This is a genomic window from Isoptericola sp. BMS4, assembly GCF_011634835.1.
Taxonomy (GTDB): Bacteria; Actinomycetota; Actinomycetes; order Actinomycetales; family Cellulomonadaceae; genus Isoptericola.
On the sequence record NZ_SIRP01000001.1, the window covers coordinates 1918262 to 1936180 of the forward strand.

13 protein-coding genes are annotated in these 17919 nt (G+C 74.7%); 11 read left to right on the forward strand and 2 right to left on the reverse strand.

Annotated features, from left to right (window positions below; genetic code table 11):
• Positions 1-36 precede the first annotated feature (36 nt).
• Positions 37-678 carry a LysE family translocator gene (locus tag EYB28_RS08555; RefSeq protein ID WP_166846642.1) on the reverse strand — a complete coding sequence of 214 codons (642 nt, stop codon included), beginning with the start codon at positions 676-678 and terminating at the stop codon, positions 37-39.
• Positions 679-700: 22 nt separating this feature from the next.
• Positions 701-1984: an MFS transporter gene (locus EYB28_RS08560; protein WP_240930449.1), complete on the reverse strand. Its 1284-nt coding sequence runs from the start codon at positions 1982-1984 to the stop codon at positions 701-703.
• A gap of 96 nt (positions 1985-2080) precedes the next feature.
• On the opposite strand from EYB28_RS08560, the gene lgt reads away from it, so the two are divergent.
• The 11 genes from lgt (at position 2081) to smc (ending at position 17915) form a co-directional block, all read left to right on the forward strand.
• Entirely contained in the window at positions 2081-3109 is a 1029-nt protein-coding gene (lgt, locus tag EYB28_RS08565) for a prolipoprotein diacylglyceryl transferase (RefSeq protein WP_240930450.1), read from the forward strand.
• A 161-nt stretch (positions 3110-3270) separates the two neighbouring features.
• Complete coding sequence (gene ileS, locus EYB28_RS08570) at positions 3271-6588, forward strand: isoleucine--tRNA ligase (RefSeq protein ID WP_166846645.1); 3318 nt, start codon at positions 3271-3273, stop codon at positions 6586-6588.
• A gap of 89 nt (positions 6589-6677) precedes the next feature.
• Positions 6678-8114: a folylpolyglutamate synthase/dihydrofolate synthase family protein gene (locus EYB28_RS08575; RefSeq protein ID WP_370459456.1), complete on the forward strand. Its 1437-nt coding sequence runs from the start codon at positions 6678-6680 to the stop codon at positions 8112-8114.
• A 169-nt stretch (positions 8115-8283) separates the two neighbouring features.
• The gene (gene dhaK / locus EYB28_RS08580) at positions 8284-9279 is read left to right on the forward strand and encodes a dihydroxyacetone kinase subunit DhaK (protein ID WP_166846648.1); all 996 of its coding nucleotides are present in this window, start codon (positions 8284-8286) and stop codon (positions 9277-9279) included.
• A gap of 42 nt (positions 9280-9321) precedes the next feature.
• Positions 9322-9996: a dihydroxyacetone kinase subunit DhaL gene (gene dhaL, locus EYB28_RS08585; protein WP_166846650.1), complete on the forward strand. Its 675-nt coding sequence runs from the start codon at positions 9322-9324 to the stop codon at positions 9994-9996.
• The gene (gene dhaM / locus EYB28_RS08590) at positions 9993-10766 is read left to right on the forward strand and encodes a dihydroxyacetone kinase phosphoryl donor subunit DhaM (RefSeq protein ID WP_240930451.1); all 774 of its coding nucleotides are present in this window, start codon (positions 9993-9995) and stop codon (positions 10764-10766) included. Before dhaL ends, dhaM begins: the two co-directional genes overlap by 4 nt.
• A 72-nt stretch (positions 10767-10838) precedes the next feature.
• On the forward strand, positions 10839-11453 hold the full coding sequence (locus EYB28_RS08595) for a TetR/AcrR family transcriptional regulator (protein ID WP_166846651.1): 615 nt from the start codon (positions 10839-10841) through the stop codon (positions 11451-11453).
• A gap of 75 nt (positions 11454-11528) precedes the next feature.
• Positions 11529-13244 (forward strand): MDR family MFS transporter, encoded by a 1716-nt coding sequence (locus EYB28_RS08600; protein ID WP_166846653.1) that lies wholly within the window; start codon positions 11529-11531, stop codon positions 13242-13244.
• Complete coding sequence (locus EYB28_RS08605; protein ID WP_166846655.1) at positions 13241-13687, forward strand: DUF4233 domain-containing protein; 447 nt, start codon at positions 13241-13243, stop codon at positions 13685-13687. Before EYB28_RS08600 ends, EYB28_RS08605 begins: the two co-directional genes overlap by 4 nt.
• 51 nt (positions 13688-13738) lie before the next feature.
• Positions 13739-14194, forward strand: a complete 456-nt coding sequence (gene ndk, locus EYB28_RS08610) for a nucleoside-diphosphate kinase (protein WP_166846657.1) — start codon at positions 13739-13741, stop codon at positions 14192-14194.
• Positions 14195-14318: 124 nt separating this feature from the next.
• Positions 14319-17915 carry a chromosome segregation protein SMC gene (gene smc / locus EYB28_RS08615; protein ID WP_166846659.1) on the forward strand — a complete coding sequence of 1199 codons (3597 nt, stop codon included), beginning with the start codon at positions 14319-14321 and terminating at the stop codon, positions 17913-17915.
• Positions 17916-17919: the final 4 nt, after the last annotated feature.

A 17919-nucleotide genomic window follows, 5' to 3' on the forward strand; every position in this document is an offset into this window, starting at 1 on the left:
GGGTCGGGTCGGGTCGGGTCGGGTCGGCGCCAGCGCTCAGAGCCGCGCGCCGGCGGCCAGGCGGGCGCCGAAGACGACGAGCACGCCGCCGGTCACGCGGTCCACCCAGCGCACGGCGTCCGAACGGCGCAGGCGCGGCCCGACGTACCCGGCGCCGAGCACGACGGCGGACAGCCAGGCGGTGCCGAGCGCGCAGTGCACGCCGGCGAGGAGCGCGCCCATGAGCAGCGGGTTCACCCCGTCGGGGACGAACTGCGGGATGACGGCGACGTAGAACACGCCGACCTTCGGGTTCATGAGGTTCGTGCCGAGGCCCAGGGCGAGGTCGCGGCGGCGCCCGCCCACGGGCAGCGGCGCGTCGACCTCGGGCGGGCCGCCGTCCCGGGAGCGGAACGACGCCCAGAGCATCGACGCACCCAGCCAGACCATGTAGGCGGCGCCGGCGAGGGTCAGGACGCGGTACGCCGTCTGGCTGGCGGCCAGGAGGGCGGCGGCGCCACCGGCGGCGGCGACGCCCCAGACGAGGGTGCCGGCCTGGATCCCCGCGAGCGCCGCGAACCCGTGGGCGCGGGACCGTGTCACGGTGCTGCGCAGCACGAGGGCGGTGTCGAGGCCGGGGACGACGGTGAGCAGGCCGGCGACGAGGGCGAAGGCGAGGAGGGCGTCAGTGATCGACACGGCCCGAGGATAGCCGCCGGCGTCAGGGCGACCGGCGCAGGGACATCGCGACGGCGGGCAGGACGGCGAGGCCCAGCAGGCCGCCGCCGAGGGCGAGCATCGCGTAGCTCGACGACGCGACGACGAAGCCCGAGCCCAGGCCGCCCGCGGCGCCGGCGAGCGCGACGGCCAGGTCGACCGAGCCCTGGGTGCGTGCCCGCTGGGCGAGGGGCACGGCCGCGGTGAGCATCGCGGTGCCGGAGACCAGCCCGAGGCTCCAGCCGAGGCCGAGCAGGCCGAGGCCGACGGCGAGCGCGAGGACGGACGTCGCGGGCGCGAGCCCGGCGACCAGGCCCGCGGCCAGCAGGGTGCCGGCCGCGGCGACCGCGACGCGTACCGGGCCGAACCGGTCGGTGAGCCACCCGGACAGCGGCGAGGGCAGGTACATCATGGCGACGTGCACGGCGATCACCGCGCCGGCGGTGGCGACGGCGTGGCCGTGGTGCGTCATGTGCACGGGCGTCATCGTCATGATGGCGACCATGACGAGCTGTGTGAGCACCATGACGGTGCCGGCCAGCACCACGGTGCGGCGCGCCGTGGCGGGGGAGCGCGGCGCGGGCCGGGCGCCCTCGGGCGCGGCGGGCGCGTCGTCCGGGGGCGCGGGGTCCTCGTCGGCCTGCTCGCGCGCGAGCAGCAGCGGGTCGGGGCGCAGCAGCACCCACAGCACGGCTCCGGCGGCGGCGTAGGCGGCGCCGCCGAGCAGGAACGGGCCGGCGAGCGGCGGGATGCCCCACGCCGCGGCGACGTCGCCCATGACCCCGACGAGGTTCGGGCCGGCGACGGCGCCGACGGTGGTGGAGACGAGCACGGTGCTGACGGCGCGGCCCCGGTGGGCCGGTGCGGCGAGGTCGGCGCCCGCGTACCGGGCCTGCAGGTTGGTGGCCGTCCCGGCCCCGTAGACGGCGAACGCGGCGAAGAGGAGCACCACGTTGTCGAGGACGGCCGCCAGCACGACCGCGGCGGCTCCGACGGCGCCGACGCCGTACCCGAGGGCGAGGCCGGACCGTCTGCCCGCCCGCTGGGAGACCCGCCCGACGACGAGGGCCGCGGCGGCCGAGCCGCCGGTGAACAGCGCCGCGGGGATGCCGGCGTACGCCTCGGAGCCGAGCATCTGCGCGGCGAGGAGCGCGCCGACGGTGATGCCCGCGGCGAGGCCCGCACCGGACAGGACCTGCGCGCCGACGAGCACCCGCAGGGTCCGCCGCTGGACGGCGGCGGCGCGTGCGGCAGCCACCTCGACCGGCGTCATCGGTCCCCCGGACATCCACGGATCATGGGTACGAGGGTAGGCCTCGGGAGCGTCGTGCCGGTCCTCGCGGTGGGCGGGGCCGCCTGACCGGGGACGGGTACGGTGGGCGCCGTGATTCCGGGCAGCATCCCCAGTCCTGACCCTGCGTGGTCCCAGATCGCCCTCGGGCCGCTGACGATCCAGGTCTACGCGCTGTGCCTGCTCGCGGGCATCGCGGCCGCCGTCGTGCTCACCCAGCGGCGGCTGGGGGCGCGGGGCGCGGCCGACGGCGTGACCCTGGACATCGCGATCTGGGCCGTGCCGCTCGGCATCGTCGTCGCGCGGATCTACCACGTGCTCACCCACCTGGGCGACTACACCGGGCCCGGCTCCGACCCGTGGGAGTGGCTGCGCGTCTGGGAGGGCGGCATCGCCGTCTTCGGGTCCCTGATCGGCGGCGCGATCGGCGTGCTCATCGGGTGCCGGGTCGCAGGGCTGCGGTTCTGGTCGTTCGCGGACGCCCTCGCGCCGGCGCTGCTGCTGGCCCAGGCGATCGGCCGGCTCGGCAACTACGTCAACCAGGAGCTCTTCGGCAGCCCGACGACGCTGCCGTGGGGGCTGGAGATCTCGCCCGACGCGCCGATGTACCCCGACGGCGTGCCCGCCGGGACCGTGTTCCACCCGCTGTTCCTGTACGAGATGCTGTGGAACCTCGCGGGGATGACCGTCCTGCTGCTGCTCGACCGCCGTTCCGCGCGCCGCCGGGCCGCGCGCGTCGCGGCCGGGCAGCCGGCCGGGCCCGGCCTGCGCTGGGGGCGTCTGTTCGGCCTCTACCTCGTCTGGTACGGGCTGGGCCGCAGCTGGCTGGAGAGCGTGCGGATCGACCCGACGAGCGAGGCGCCCCTCGGCGTCCCGATCAACATCTGGACGGCCCTCGGCGCGATCCTGCTCGGCGTCGCGATCGTCGTGGTCCAGGGGCGGCGGCATCGCGTCCCGGAGGACTCGGTCTACGTGCCGGGCCGGGAACCGGCGGCCGAGGGCGGGCCGGGGCCGGCGGCGACCCCGGAGGACCCCGCCGCGACCGGCTACGATGGGCCCACAGGCGTCGACCCGGCCATCACCGGCGAGCCTCCGGAAGAACGGGGCACCAGCCCTCAGTAGAACCGGACGGGCAGGCCCGTCACAGCCGTGAACGAGCGGCGGGCGTCGTACGCGGCGTCCGCAAGCGGGGTGGTACCGCGGTTCCCGCGCCCTTCGGGGCGGGCGTCGTCCTCGCACGGCAGCAGCGACGTCGACCCGTACCACCGCCCAGGAGCCCGCCCATGGCCTACCCGCAGCACCGCTCGCCCGACCAGCCCCAGCAGGGCGCCGCCTTCGGCATCGCCGGCGTCCCGGCCTCGCCCGACCTCCCGGCCGTCGAGCGCGAGATCCTGGACTTCTGGGCCGCCGACGACACGTTCCGGGCCTCGGTCGAGAAGAACCCGGCGGGGGACAACGGCAGCAACGAGTTCGTCTTCTACGACGGCCCGCCCTTCGCCAACGGGCTGCCCCACTACGGCCACCTGCTCACCGGCTACGCCAAGGACGTCGTGCCGCGCTACCAGACCATGCGCGGCCGGCGGGTGGAGCGCCGCTTCGGCTGGGACACCCACGGGCTGCCCGCCGAGCTCGAGGCCATGAGCCAGCTCGGCATCAAGACCAAGGACGAGATCCTCGAGCTCGGCATCGAGACGTTCAACGCCGCGTGCCGCCGCTCCGTCCTGAAGTACACGTCCGAGTGGCGCGACTACGTCACCCGCCAGGCGCGCTGGGTCGACTTCGACCACGACTACAAGACCCTCAACCCGACCTACATGGAATCGGTCATCTGGGGCTTCAAGGAGCTCTACGACAAGGGGCTGGTGTACGAGGACTTCCGCGTCCTGCCGTACTGCTGGAACGACCAGACGCCGCTGTCCAACCACGAGCTGCGCATGGACGACGATGTCTACCAGCAGCGCCAGGACCCGGCCGTCACCGTCGGCTTCGACGTCCTGACGACGCCGGCCCCGGACGGCGCCGTGCGCCCCGGCGACAAGCTGCTCGTGTGGACGACGACGCCCTGGACGCTGCCCTCCAACCTGCTCGTCATGGTCGGTGAGGACATCGACTACGTCGTCGTGGAGGCGTCGTCCACCGGCACCCCGCAGCGGTACGTGCTCGCCGAGGCCCGCCTGGAGTCCTACGCCCGCGAGCTGACCGACGAGGGCGCCGACGCCCCGCGCGTCGTCGGGCGCCTGACGGGCCGCGACCTGCTGCAGGTCTCCTACCGTCCGCCGTTCGCGTACTACGAGGGCCGTGAGCGGGCGCACCGCGTGGTCGAGGCCGACTTCGTCACGACCACGGACGGCACCGGCCTGGTGCACTCCGCCGGCGCGTTCGGCGAGGACGACAAGGTCGTCTGCGACCGGGAGGGCGTCGCCTCCGTCATGCCGGTGCGGGCCGACGGCACGTTCACCCATCCGGTCGACGAGTACGCCGGCCTGCAGGTCTTCGACGCCAACCTACCGATCATCGACCACCTCAAGGCGCGCACCCGCGGCGAGGCGGACGCCGGCTCGGTCACCGCGGGCACCGTGCTGCTGCGCCGCGAGTCGTACGCGCACTCCTACCCGCACTGCTGGCGCTGCCGCCAGCCGCTCATGTACATGGGCGTGTCCTCCTGGTTCGTCGAGGTCACCAAGTTCAAGGAGCGGATGGTCGAGCTCAACCAGGCGATCTCCTGGACGCCCGAGCACATCAAGGACGGCCAGTTCGGCAAGTGGCTGGAGAACGCCCGCGACTGGTCCATCACCCGCAACCGCTTCTGGGGCTCCCCGGTGCCGGTATGGAAGTCCGACGACCCCGCCTACCCCCGGATCGACGTCTACGGCTCCTTCGCCGAGATCGAGCGCGACTTCGGGCGCCTGCCGAAGAACGCCGACGGCGAGCCCGACCTGCACCGCCCGTTCGTCGACGACCTCACGCGCCCGAACCCCGACGACCCGACGGGCCGCTCCACGATGCGCCGCGTCGAGGACGTCATGGACGTGTGGGTCGACTCCGGCTCCATGCCGTACGCCCAGGTGCACTACCCGTTCGAGAACGCGGACTGGTTCGAGAACCACTACCCGGGCGACTTCATCGTCGAGTACATCGGCCAGACCCGCGGCTGGTTCTACACGCTGCACGTGCTCGCCACCGCCCTGTTCGACCGCCCGGCGTTCCGCACCGCCGTCTCGCACGGCATCGTGCTGGGCTCCGACGGCCGCAAGATGAGCAAGTCGCTGCGCAACTACCCGGACGTCTCCGAGGTCTTCGACCGCGACGGCTCGGACGCGATGCGCTGGTTCCTCATGGCCAGCCCGATCCTGCGCGGCGGCAACCTCGTCGTCACGGAGGAGGGCATCCGCGACGCCGTGCGCCAGGTGCTCCTGCCGCTGTGGAGCACGTACTACTTCTTCACCCTGTACGCGAACAGCGCGGCGGACGGCGCCGGGTACACCGCGAGGCCGGTCACGGCCGAGCGGGTCCCAGGCCTGCCCGCCCTGGACCGCTACCTGCTGGCGCGCACGCACGACCTCGTCGCGTCGGTCACCGACCAGCTCGACGCGTACGACATCGCGGGGGCCTGCGAGTCGGTGCGCGAGCACCTCGACGTCCTCACCAACTGGTACGTGCGCACCCAGCGGGACCGCTTCTGGGGCGAGGACGCCGACGCGTTCGACACCCTGTACACGGCGCTCGAGACCCTGACCCGGGTGATGGCCCCGCTCGCGCCCCTGCTCACGGAGGAGGTCTGGCGCGGGCTCACCGGCGGGCGGTCCGTGCACCTGACCGACTGGCCCGCTGCGTCGGGCGGAGCGGACGGGGTCGTGGAGCCGACGCTCGTGCGCGACGACGCGCTGGTCGCGGCCATGGACGAGGTGCGCGCCGTCGTGTCCAGCGCGCTCGCGCTGCGCAAGGCGAACCAGCTGCGGGTGCGCCAGCCGCTCGCCCGGCTCACCGTCGCCGCGGGTGACCCGGCGGCGCTCGCCGACTACGTCGGACTGCTGACCTCGGAGCTCAACGTCAAGGCGGTGGACCTGGTCGAGGCGGACGCCGACGCCTCCGCGCGGTTCGGCATCACCGAGCGCCTGGCCGTCAACGCCCGCGCCGCCGGCCCGCGGCTGGGCCGCGGCGTGCAGGCCGTCATCAAGGCCGCGAAGGCGGGCGCCTGGCGGCGGGACGACGACGGCGCCGTGGTCGTGGCCACCGGCGACGGCGACGTCGCGCTGCTCGAGCCCGAGTACGAGCTGACCACGGTGGTGGGCGACGAGGCCGGCGAGAACGTCGCCGCGTCCGTGCTGCCCGGCGGCGGGTTCGTCGTCCTCGACCTCGCGCTCGACGACGCCCTGCGTGCCGAGGGGTACGCCCGCGACGTGGTCCGCGACGTGCAGGACGCCCGCAAGGCCGCCGGCCTCGAGGTGAGCGACCGCATCGACCTCGAGCTCGACGTCCCGGCCGAGCACGTGGCCGCCGTCGAGGCGCACCGCGAGCTCATCGCCCGCGAGACGCTCGCGGAGTCGGTCACGGTCGCGGCCGCCGACGGCGAGCGCACCGTGCGGGTGGCCCGGCGGTGACGTGACGGACGTCTCCGTTCGTCAGGAATCCGGCCGTGAATCCTGACGAACGGAGACGCCCGCGGCCGTGGGTCACGTAACCTCGGGGCGTGAGCGCCCAGCCTGACAAGAAGCCCTCGTCCGCCGACCGTGCGGCACGTGCCGCCGAGCGCAAGGCGGCCCGCGCTGCCGCCGAGGACGCCGCCGCGGCGGAGTCGCTGCGGGAGATCTACGACGAGATCGTCTCGCGCGCGCCCGAGCACGACATCGACCCCACCCTCGCCCGCGTGCAGCGGGTGCTGGAGCTGCTCGGCGACCCCCAGCACGCGTTCCGGTCGATCCACCTCACCGGCACGAACGGCAAGTCGTCGACCGCACGGATGACGGAGCGGCTGGTGCGGGAGCACGGCCTGCGCACCGGCCTGTTCACCTCGCCGCACCTGACCAGCATCACCGAGCGCATCCAGGTCGACGGCGAGCCGCTGAGCCCGGCCCGGTTCGTCGAGGTCTTCCAGGACGTCGCGCCGTACGTCGGTGTCGCCGACCGGGAGTCGCAGGAGGCCGGCGGGCCCCGGCTGAGCTTCTTCGAGGTGCTCACGGTCATGGCGATCGCCGCCTTCGCGGACGCCCCCGTCGACGTCGCCGTGATCGAGGTCGGCATGGGCGGCGAGTGGGACTCCACCAACGTCGTCGACGGCGAGGTCGCCGTGATCACGCCGGTGGGGATCGACCACGAGCGGTGGCTGGGCTCGACCCTCGCCGAGATCGCCGAGACCAAGGCCGGGATCATCAAGGAGCGTGCGACCGCCGTCTCGGCCGTACAGAACCCCGTGGTGGACGAGATCCTGCGCGAGCGGGCCGCCGCCGTCTCCGCGCACCTGCTGCGCGAGGAGATCGACCTGGACGTCGCCGGACGCCGCGTCGCCGTCGGCGGCCAGCTCCTCGACCTGCGCACCCCCGCCGGCCTCTACACCGAGGTGTTCGTGCCGCTGCACGGCGAGCACCAGGCGCACAACGCGCTCCTCGCGCTCGTCGCCACCGAGCAGCTCATGGGCGGGCGCGCGCTGGACGGCGGCGTCGTGGAGACGGCATTCGCGGACGTCGCGGTGCCCGGCCGGCTGGAGCTCGTACGCTCCAGCCCGACCGTCCTCGTGGACGCCGCGCACAACCCGCACGGGGCCCAGGCCCTCGTCGACGCCCTCGAGGAGGCGTTCGACCTGCGCACCCTCGTGGGCGTCGTCGGCGTCATGGCGGACAAGGACGTCGAGGGGCTGCTGGCCGTCCTCGAGCCCGCGCTGGCGCACGTGGTGCTGACCCGCAACTCCTCGGACCGCTCCGCCGACCCCGAGGACGTGGCCGAGGTGGCGCGCGAGATCTTCGGCGAGGACCGCGTGCAGGTCGTGGAGCGGCTCGACGAGGCGATCCAGGTCGCCACGGACCTCGCCGAGCGCGACGACCGGGTGGGCGTGGGCACCGGGCGGGGCGTCGTCGTGACGGGCTCCGTGATCACCGTGGCGGACACCCGGGTGCTCCTCGGCCGCGGCTGACGTCCGCGGGCTTCCAGCGGTCCGCCGGGCAGGGATCACCCGCCGCGGCGCTGCGGGACGTGGCCTGCGGGTGTTGGATGGTGGCAGCCGGTCCGTGCCGGCCACGTCTCGGTCGTGGCCGCGCGGCCGGCATCCCTCGGGGGGGGCCACGGACAGGAGGAGGCACGTCATGAAGAAGCTGCTAGACGACCCCGCGAACGCCGTCGTCGACTCGCTGGCCGGGTTCGGCCTGGCGCACGCCGACGTCGTCACGGTCCACACCGACCCCCCGTACGTCACGCGCGCCGGGGGCAGGGTGGCGGGCAAGGTGGGCCTCGTCAGCGGCGGGGGCTCCGGCCACGAGCCCCTGCACGCCGGGTTCGTGGGCGACGGCATGCTCGACGCCGCCGTCCCCGGAGCCGTGTTCACGTCGCCCACACCCGACCAGATCCTGCCCGCCGTCCAGGCGGCGGACGCCGGCGCCGGGGTGCTCGCGATCGTCAAGAACTACACCGGCGACGTCCTGAACTTCGAGACCGCGGTCGAGCTCGCCGAGGCCGAGGGCGTCGAGGTGGCGTCCGTCCTGGTCAACGACGACGTCGCCGTCGAGGACTCGCTGTACACCGCCGGCCGGCGCGGCGTGGCGGGAACGGTCTGCGTGGAGAAGATCGCCGGCGCGGCCGCGGCCCGCGGCGACGACCTGTCGGCGGTCACCGCGGTGGCGAACCGGGTGGTCGCGAACGTGCGGTCGATGGGCGTGGCGCTCACCGCCTGCACGGTGCCGCACGTCGGCAAGCCCAGCTTCGACCTCGGCGACGACGAGATCGAGATCGGCATCGGGATCCACGGCGAGCCCGGCCGGCACCGCGTCCCGGTCGCGCCGGCCGGCGAGATCACGCGCCGCCTGCTCGACCCGGTGGCGGACGACCTGCGCCTGCAGACGGGCGAACGGGTGCTGCTGCTCGTCAACGGGATGGGCGGCACGCCCCTCTCGGAGCTCTATGTCGTCTATGGTCGAGCGCGCGGGCTCCTGGAGGAACGCGGTGTGACGGTCTCCCGGTCGCTCGTGGGCAACTATGTGACGTCGCTGGAGATGCAGGGCGTGTCCCTGACGGTGCTGCGGCTGGACGACGAGCTGGAGCGGCTGTGGGACGCGCCGGTGCACACCGCGGCGCTGCGGTGGTGAGGGCCCCACGACGGGGTCCGTGAGCGAGGGAGGCACGCGCGGATGGTTCTCGACGTCGAGTGGGCGGAGCGCTGGGTGCGGCGGACGGCGGAGTCTGTCGCGCGGGCGAAGGACGAGCTGACGGAGCTCGACCGGCAGATCGGCGACGGGGACCACGGGGAGAACATGGACCGCGGGTTCCGCGCCGTGATCGCGAAGCTGGACGAGCCCGGCGCCCCGGAGCGCACGGAGGTCGGGGACGTGCTCAAGCTCGTCGCCACGACGCTGATGTCCAAGGTCGGCGGTGCCGCCGGCCCGCTGTACGGGACCGCGTTCCTGCGGGCCGCGAAGCGGTCCGCGCGCACCGACGTCGACCGGGCCGGCGTGGTCGTGCTCCTCGAGGCGGCGCTGGAGGGCGTGACATCCCGCGGGAAGGCCGAGCCGGGGGAGAAGACGATGGTGGACGCCCTGACCCCGGCGGTCGAGGCGGCGACCGCGGCGGCGGACGGGGGCGCGGAGCCCGCCGAGGTGCTCGCGGCGGCGGCCGACGCCGCCGACGCCGGCTCGCGCGCCACGATCCCCATGGTGGCGACGAAGGGCCGGGCCTCGTACCTGGGGGAGCGCAGCGCCGGCCACGAGGACCCCGGGGCCCGGTCGACGGCGCTGATCCTCGCGGCGGCCCGGGACGCGGCGCTCGACCCGGCCGCGGACGGCGCCGGGGAGGAGGCTCCACGGTGAGGCACGTCGGCCTGCTGCTCGTCTCGCACTCCGTGCGCCTGGCCGAGGGCGCGGCGGAGCTGGCCCGCGAGATGGCGCCCGAGGTCGCCGTCGTGTGCGCGGCCGGTGATGTCGACGGTGGGCTGGGCACCTCGCTGGACCGGGTGACGGACGCGCTGACGGCCCTGCTCGACGGCGAGGACGCCGCCGGGGTGACGGGCGTCGTGGTGCTGGCCGACCTCGGGTCGGCCGTGCTGACGGTCGAGTCGGCGCTCGAGCTGGACGACGAGCTGGGGCCGCGGGTGCGCCTCGCGTCGGCGCCGTTCGTCGAGGGGGCGGTGGCGGCGGCGACCACCGCTCAGCAGGGTGCCGACCTGCGCACCGTGCTGGACGCGGCGCAGGGCGCGGCGGACTCGATCGGCCCCCGCCCGGTGGTGGAGCCGGTGGAGACCGAGCGCGAGGAGTCCGAGGGCCCGGCGGGCACCCGTGTCGAGGGCGAGACGGTGGGCGCCGCCGAGCCGCTGCGGGGCGACGACGTGGTGGTCGCGCGGGTCGAGGTGCGCAACCCGCTCGGCTTGCACGCCCGGCCCGCCGCCCTGGTCGCCAAGGCGGCCGCGTCGTTCGGCATCCCGGTGCGGGTCCAGGGCGTGGACGCGACGAGCGTCCTGCAGCTGATGGCGCTCGGCAGCACGGCGGGCACGATCCTGGAGATCTCCGCGCGGGGCGAGCGGGCGAACGACGCCGTCGCCACGCTGGCAGGACTCGTCGAGGGGGGCTTCGGGGAGGCGTGAGCGCGCGCCGTGTGAGCGGCGTCACCTAAAATTGCATGGTCTGCAAAGTTGCAGCGGGTGCAGAATGGGGTCATGACCCCGACCGGACCGACTGCCGACGGCGGCCTGCGCGAGCGCAAGAAGCGCGCGCGGGCCGACGCGATCGTCGAGGCCGCGCAGCGCCTCGTCCTCGACCGCGGCCTCGACGCCGTGACGGTGGAGGCCATCGCCGAGGCGGCGCAGATCTCGCCGCGGACGTTCTTCAACTACTTCGAGACGAAGGACGACGCCGTGCTCGGCCAGGGCTCCTTCGAGCTGAGCGCCGAGGTGCGCGAGGCGTTCGCGGCAGGAGGGCCCGCCGGGCAGCTCGTGGACGACGTCCAGGTGCTCGCCCGTGCGCTGCTCGACGCCTTCGCCGGCCCGGGCCAGGACCACGCGGAGACGGTGCTCGAGATCCTCCAGCTCGAACCCCGCCTCCTGGGCCGGCACTTCGCGTGGTTCGAGCGGCACAAGACGCAGATCGTCGCCCTGTTCGAACGCCGGCACCAGGCGTCGCCGCTGCCGGCCGACCCCGAGATGTGCGCCATGGTCGTGTTCGTGCTCACGCGGGCCGCCATGGACGACTGGGGTCGCTCCGGCCACCAGGGCGAGGTCGGCGACCACGTGGCCCGGGTCGCCGAGCAGCTCACCGCGATCCTCAGCCGCTGACCCCCCGACACCACTCACCTCCCCCCGCACACCCGCACGTCGTGGCGCCCCCCGCGCGCCGGAACGAGGTCCCCCATGAGTCACGCTGCCCCCGCGGCGCCGGACAAGCCGCTCGTCGTCCTGACGCAGCGCACCGTCTGGCTGATCTTCGGCGCCCTGATGGCGTCCATGTTCCTGTCGTCCCTCGACCAGACGATCGTCGGCACGGCGATGCCGACGATCGTCGGCGAGCTCCACGGCGTCGAGCACCAGGGCTGGGTCATCACGGCCTACATCCTGGCCGTCGCCATCGGCATGCCCCTGTACGGCAAGTTCGGCGACCTGTACGGGCGGCGCTGGCCGTTCCTCGTCGCCATCGGCCTGTTCACGGTGGCGTCCGCCGGGGCCGGCCTCGCCGACTCGATGCTCGCGCTGGTGCTGTGGCGGGCCGTGCAGGGCCTGGGCGGCGGCGGGCTGATGATCCTGTCGCAGTCGATCATCGCCGACGTCGTGCCGGCGTCCGAGCGCGGCAAGTACATGGGCCCCCTCGGCGCGCTCTTCGGCATCTCCGCCGTCCTGGGCCCCCTCCTGGGCGGCTGGCTCACGGAGGGCCCGGGGTGGCGCTGGGCGTTCTGGCTCAACATCCCGATCGGCATCGCCGCGTTCGCGATCGCCTGGTTCGCGCTGCGGCTCCCTTCGCACCGCTCGTCCCGCCCGGTCGACTGGGCCGGCATCGTGTCCATGGCCCTCGCGACCACCGGCATCGTGCTGCTCACGAGCTGGGAGTCGCTGTCCTCCGCCGGCTACGACTGGACCGACTGGCGCCTGTCCGGGCTCGCCGTCCTGACGCTCGCCGCCGTCGCGACGTTCATCCTGGTCGAGACGCGCGCGGCCGAGCCGCTCATCCCGCTGCGGCTGTTCCGCAACCGCACCTTCACCATCACGACGCTCATCGGCCTCGTGCTCGGCATGGGCATGTTCTCGGCGATGGCGATGATCCCGACGTTCCTGCAGATGTCCACGGGCGCGGGCGTCACCGAGTCGGGCTGGCTGATGCTCCCGATGATGGCCGGCATGATGCTCACGTCCATCGTCTCGGGCATCGCGATCTCGAAGACGGGGCGCTACAAGATGTTCCCGGTGGCCGGGCTGGTGGTCGTCGGGCTCGCGATGGTGTGGCTGACCACGCTGTCGGGCGACATGTCGATGTGGCTGTTCGGCGCGATGATCTTCACGCTCGGCGCCGGCATGGGCCTCGTCATGCAGACCGTCGTCCTCGCCGTGCAGAACGCGGTGGACCCGCACGAGCTCGGCACCGCGACGAGTGCGAACAACTTCTTCCGCGAGATCGGCGCGGCCGTGGGCTCGGCCCTGTTCACGACGATCTTCACCACGCGCCTCACCGACAACCTCACCGAGGTCTTCGCGGGCGTCCCCGGCGGAGCGGAGGGCGCGGGCGAGTCCAGCCTGACCCCGGCGGCCGTGCAGCAGCTGCCCGAGCCGTTCAGGTCGGGCGTCATCGACGCCTACGCCGACTCCCTGGCGCCCTCGTTCTGGTACCTGGTGCCGCTCGTGGCCGTCGGACTGGTGCTCGCGGTCTTCCTGCCGGTCATCAAGCTCTCGGACGTCGCCGGCATGGTCGCGCGGGGCGAGGCCGTCGCCGACCCGGCCAAGGCGGGCGGGGCAGCACCGGGCTCCGCATCGGGCGCGGGGCCGGACGCCGCTCCCGACGGGGAGGCGGACGACGCCGAGCCCGTCGCGGTCGGTCCCCGTACCGACGACCCCGGCACCCCGGATATCGTGGAGCGGTGAGCAAGGACGACCGTCCCCGTCCGGGGGACACCATCAGCCCCCGCAAGTCCGCGAAGGTGCAGTTCGCCACGCTGACGCTGCAGCTCGAGGCCTTCGTGGTGCTGTTCGCCGCCTTCGCGCTGCACGGGCTGCGGAACTCCAGCTACGAGCGGGGGCCGCTCGTGCTCGACTCGACCGCGGCCATGTGGGTCGTCACGGGCGTGCTGTTCGTGGTGCTGCTCGTGCTGTCGCGCATGGTCGGCTCCGAGGCGGGCTACGTGGTGGGCACGGCCGTGCAGGTCCCGGTGCTCGCGATGGGCCTGCTCCTGCCGATGATGTTCATCGTCGGCGCGATCTTCGTCGCGATGTGGGTGGCGTCGATCAAGATCGGGGGCAGGGTCGACGCCGAGCGCGCGGCCTACGACGCGGCCCACCCCGAGACGGCCCCCAACACCGACGCCTGAGCGGCGCCGCCGGTTCGGCCGGAGCGGGGGCCGCCGTCTAGGCTGCGGGCCATGACCGACGCCGCAACCACCGACACCGCCGCGCCCGCGATCGAGCGCACCCTCGTCCTGGTCAAGCCCGACGGCGTCCGCCGCGGGCTGTCCGGCGAGGTGCTGCGCCGCATCGAGGCGAAGGGCTACACGCTCGTGGCCGCCGAGCTCAAGCAGGCCACCCCCGAGCTGCTCGCCGCCCACTACGCCGAGCACGAGGGCAAGCCGTTCTACGGCCCCCTGGTCGAGTTCATGCTCTCCGGCCCGACGCTGGCCGTCGTCGCCGAGGGGCAGGGCGTGATCACCGGGTTCCGCTCGCTCGCCGGTGCCACGAACCCCACGGAGGCGGCGCCCGGGACCATCCGCGGCGACCTGGGCCGCGACTGGGGCCTCAAGGTGCAGCAGAACCTCGTGCACGGCTCGGACTCCCCGGAGTCCGCGGCGCGCGAGATCGGGCTCTGGTTCCCCCACGTCTGACGGTGTTGTGAGCGCGATTTCGGGGACTTTCCGTGCTCGGAATGTCCCCGAAATCGCGCTCACAACACTCGGCCGGGCGGCGGAGGTCCGCCGGATCCCGGCGGTTCGCCGCTAGGCTCGCCGGGTGCACCTCAAGACGCTCACGCTGCGCGGCTTCAAGTCGTTCGCCTCGGCGACGACGCTGAGCCTCGAGCCGGGCATCACGTGCGTCGTCGGGCCCAACGGATCCGGCAAGTCGAACGTCGTCGACGCGCTGTCCTGGGTGATGGGGGAGCAGGGCGCCAAGTCGCTGCGCGGCGGCAAGATGGAGGACGTCATCTTCGCCGGGACCTCCGGCCGCGCCCCGCTCGGCCGTGCGGAGGTCGCCCTGACCATCGACAACACGGACGGCGCCCTGCCGATCGACTACACCGAGGTCACCATCTCGCGGACGCTGTTCCGCAACGGCGGATCCGAGTACGCGATCAACGGCAGCTCCTGCCGCCTCCTGGACATCCAGGAGCTCCTCAGCGACTCCGGCATCGGACGCGAGATGCACGTGGTCGTGGGGCAGGGCCAGCTCGACGAGGTGCTGCGTGCCACCCCGGAGGACCGCCGCGGGTTCATCGAGGAGGCGGCCGGCGTCCTCAAGCACCGCAAGCGCAAGGAGAAGGCGCTGCGCAAGCTCGACGCGATGGCGGGCAACCTCGCGCGGCTCACCGACCTCACCGCGGAGCTGCGCCGCCAGCTCGGCCCCCTCGGCCGCCAGGCCGCCGCGGCTCGCAAGGCCCGCACCGTCCAGGTGGAGCTGCGCGACGCGCGCTCGCGGCTGCTCGCCGACGACCTCGCGCAGGCCGTGGCGCGGATGGCCGCGGAGCGGGCCGACGAGGAGCAGCTGCGCACGCGGCAGCGCGAGAGCCAGGAGGCGCTGGACGACGGGCGCGCCCGCCTCGCCCGGCTCGAGGTCGCCGCCGCGCAGGTGGCGGGGGAGGCCGGCCGCGCCGCCGACTCCTTCCACGCGCTCGGCGCGCTGCGCGAGCGCCTGCAGGGGCTGTCCCGGCTCGCGGACGAGCGCGTCCGGCTGCTCGGCGCCGCCGAGCCGGAGCCCCAGGGCAAGGATCCCGACGAGCTCGAGGCGCAGGCGGAGCGCGCCCGCACCACGGAGGCCGAGCTCGGGCGGGAGGTGGAGCTCGCGCGCGCCGCCCTCGCCGAGGCCGTCGAGGCGCGCACCGAGGCCGAGCTGGCGGCCGACGCCGCGGAGCGCGAGCTCGCGACGCTGCACCGCGGCGCGGCCGACCGCCGCGAGGGGCTCGCCCGCCTGTCCGGGCAGGTGGCCGCGCGGCGCAGCCGGATCGAGGCCGCCGACGCCGAGATGGAGCGGGTCCGTGCCGCCGTCGAGGAGGCCGAGCGGCGGGCGGAGCAGGCCGCGGGCGAGTTCCGGGCGCTGGAGGTGCAGGTCGTCGGCGCCGAGGAGGGCGAGGAGGACCTCGACGCCCGGCACGAGGCCGCGGCGGCCGAGGTCGCCGACGCCCGGGACGAGGTCGAGCGGATCACCGAGGCCGTCGCGGAGGCCGAGCGCGACCGCGCCACGTGGAGCGCGCGTGTCGAGGCGCTCGAGCTGAGCATGGACCGCAAGGACGGCGCGGGCGCCCTGCTGGCGGACGACGGCGCGCCGGCCGCGGGCGTCCTCGGGTCCGTGGCCGCCCTGCTGGGCGTGGAGGCGGGCTACGAGGACGCGGTGGCGGCCGCCCTCGGCCCGGTCGCGGACGCCGTCGCGGTGCGCGACGTGGACGCGGCCGTCGACGCGCTGCGCCGGCTGCGCGACGCCGACGACGGCCGGGCGGGGCTGCTGGTCGGCGGGGCGGACGCCCCCGCGGGCGACGCGGGCATGCCCCTCGCGCCCGGGGTGGCCGGGGCGCGGCCCGCCCGGGAGGTCGTGACCGTCGCGGGCCCGGCGGCCGCCGCGCTGCACACCCTGCTCGCGGACGTCGTGGTCGTGGACGACCTCGCACAGGCGCGCGCCGTCGTGCAGCAGGCACCCGGCGTCACCGCCGTGACGCGGGCCGGTGACCTCCTCGGCGCGCACCGCGCGTGGGGCGGGTCGGCCGCGGCGCCGAGCGTCCTGCACCTCACCTCGGCGCTGGACGAGGCGCGCGCGGGCCTCGACGACGCCACCGGCCGGCAGGAGCGTGGCCGGTTCGAGCTCGTCGCCGCCCGGGAGCGGCTCACCTCGGCGCAGCAGGCCCACGACGAGACCCTCGCCCGGCTCCACGAGTCGGACGCCGCGCTGGCCGCGGTCGCGGAGCAGCTCGGCACCCTGGGCGCCGCGCAGCGCTCCGCGGCCGCCGAGGCGGAGCGTCACCGGACGCGGCTCGCACAGGCCGCCGAGGCGCGTGCCGCCGACGCGGCCGAGCTCGCCGACCTCGCCCGCCGGCTGGAGGTCGCCGAGGCGGAGCCGGCGCAGTCGGAGGAGGCGCTGACCGCCGCCCAGGGGGCGCGGGACGAGGCGCAGTCCGCCGCCACCGCGGCCCGGTCGCGCGAGACCGAGGCACGCCTGGAGCTGCGCACCAGCGAGGAGCGCGCCCGTGCGGTGTCGGGGCGAGCGCAGGGCCTGGCCCGGGCGGCCGCCCAGGAGCGAGAGGCCCGCGAGAAGGCCGCCCGCCGCGCGCGGCAGCGCCAGGCCGAGGCCGAGCGCGCCGCCGGTGTGCGCGCCGACGCCGCCGTCGCCCTCGACGCCCTCGCGCGGTCCGTCGAGCGGGCCGCCGCCGAGCGCGCCGCCGCGGACGAGGCCCGCGCGCAGCGCCAGGCCGAGCTGGACGAGGTCCGCACCACGGTCGACCGGCTGGCCGGCGAGCTGCGCGACCTCACCGACGTCGCGCACCGCGACGAGGTGGCGCGGGCCCAGCTGCAGGCGAGGCTGGAGCAGCTGCGCACCCGCGCGGTCGACGAGCTGGGCACGGACCCCGACGCCCTCGTCGAGGAGTTCGGCCCGCACCGCGACGTCCCGGTGCCGCGGACCGGCGACGGCGACTCGGACGCCGGCGACGACGACCCGGACCCCGAACTGGTGCCGTACGTGCGAGCCGAGCAGGAGAAGCGGCTCGCCGCCGCCGAGCGCGCGCTGTCGCGCATCGGCACCGTGAACCCGCTGGCGCTGGAGGAGTACGCCGCCCTGGAGGAGCGGCACCAGTTCCTCACGGCGCAGCTGGCGGACCTCAAGTCGTCGCGCGAGGACCTGCTGCAGATCGTCACCGAGATCGACGACCGGGTGCAGCAGGTGTTCGGGGAGGCGTTCAGCGACACGGCCGCGCAGTTCGAGCGGGTGTTCGCGCGGCTCTTCCCGGGCGGGGAGGGGCGCCTGGTGCTCACGGAGCCCGACGACCTGCTGGCCACCGGCATCGAGGTCGAGGCACGGCCCGCGGGCAAGAAGGTCAAGCGGCTGTCGCTGCTGTCCGGCGGCGAGCGGTCCCTGACGGCGGTCGCGTTCCTCGTGTCGATCTTCAAGGCACGCCCGAGCCCGTTCTACGTCATGGACGAGGTCGAGGCGGCCCTCGACGACGTGAACCTCGGCCGGCTCCTGGAGATCTTCCGCGAGCTGCAGGAGGACTCCCAGCTCATCGTCATCACGCACCAGAAGCGCACCATGGAGGTCGCCGACGCCCTGTACGGCGTGACCATGCGCGGCGACGGTGTGACCACCGTCATCTCGCAGCGGATGCGCGAGACCGCCGAGGCTTTGTGAGAAT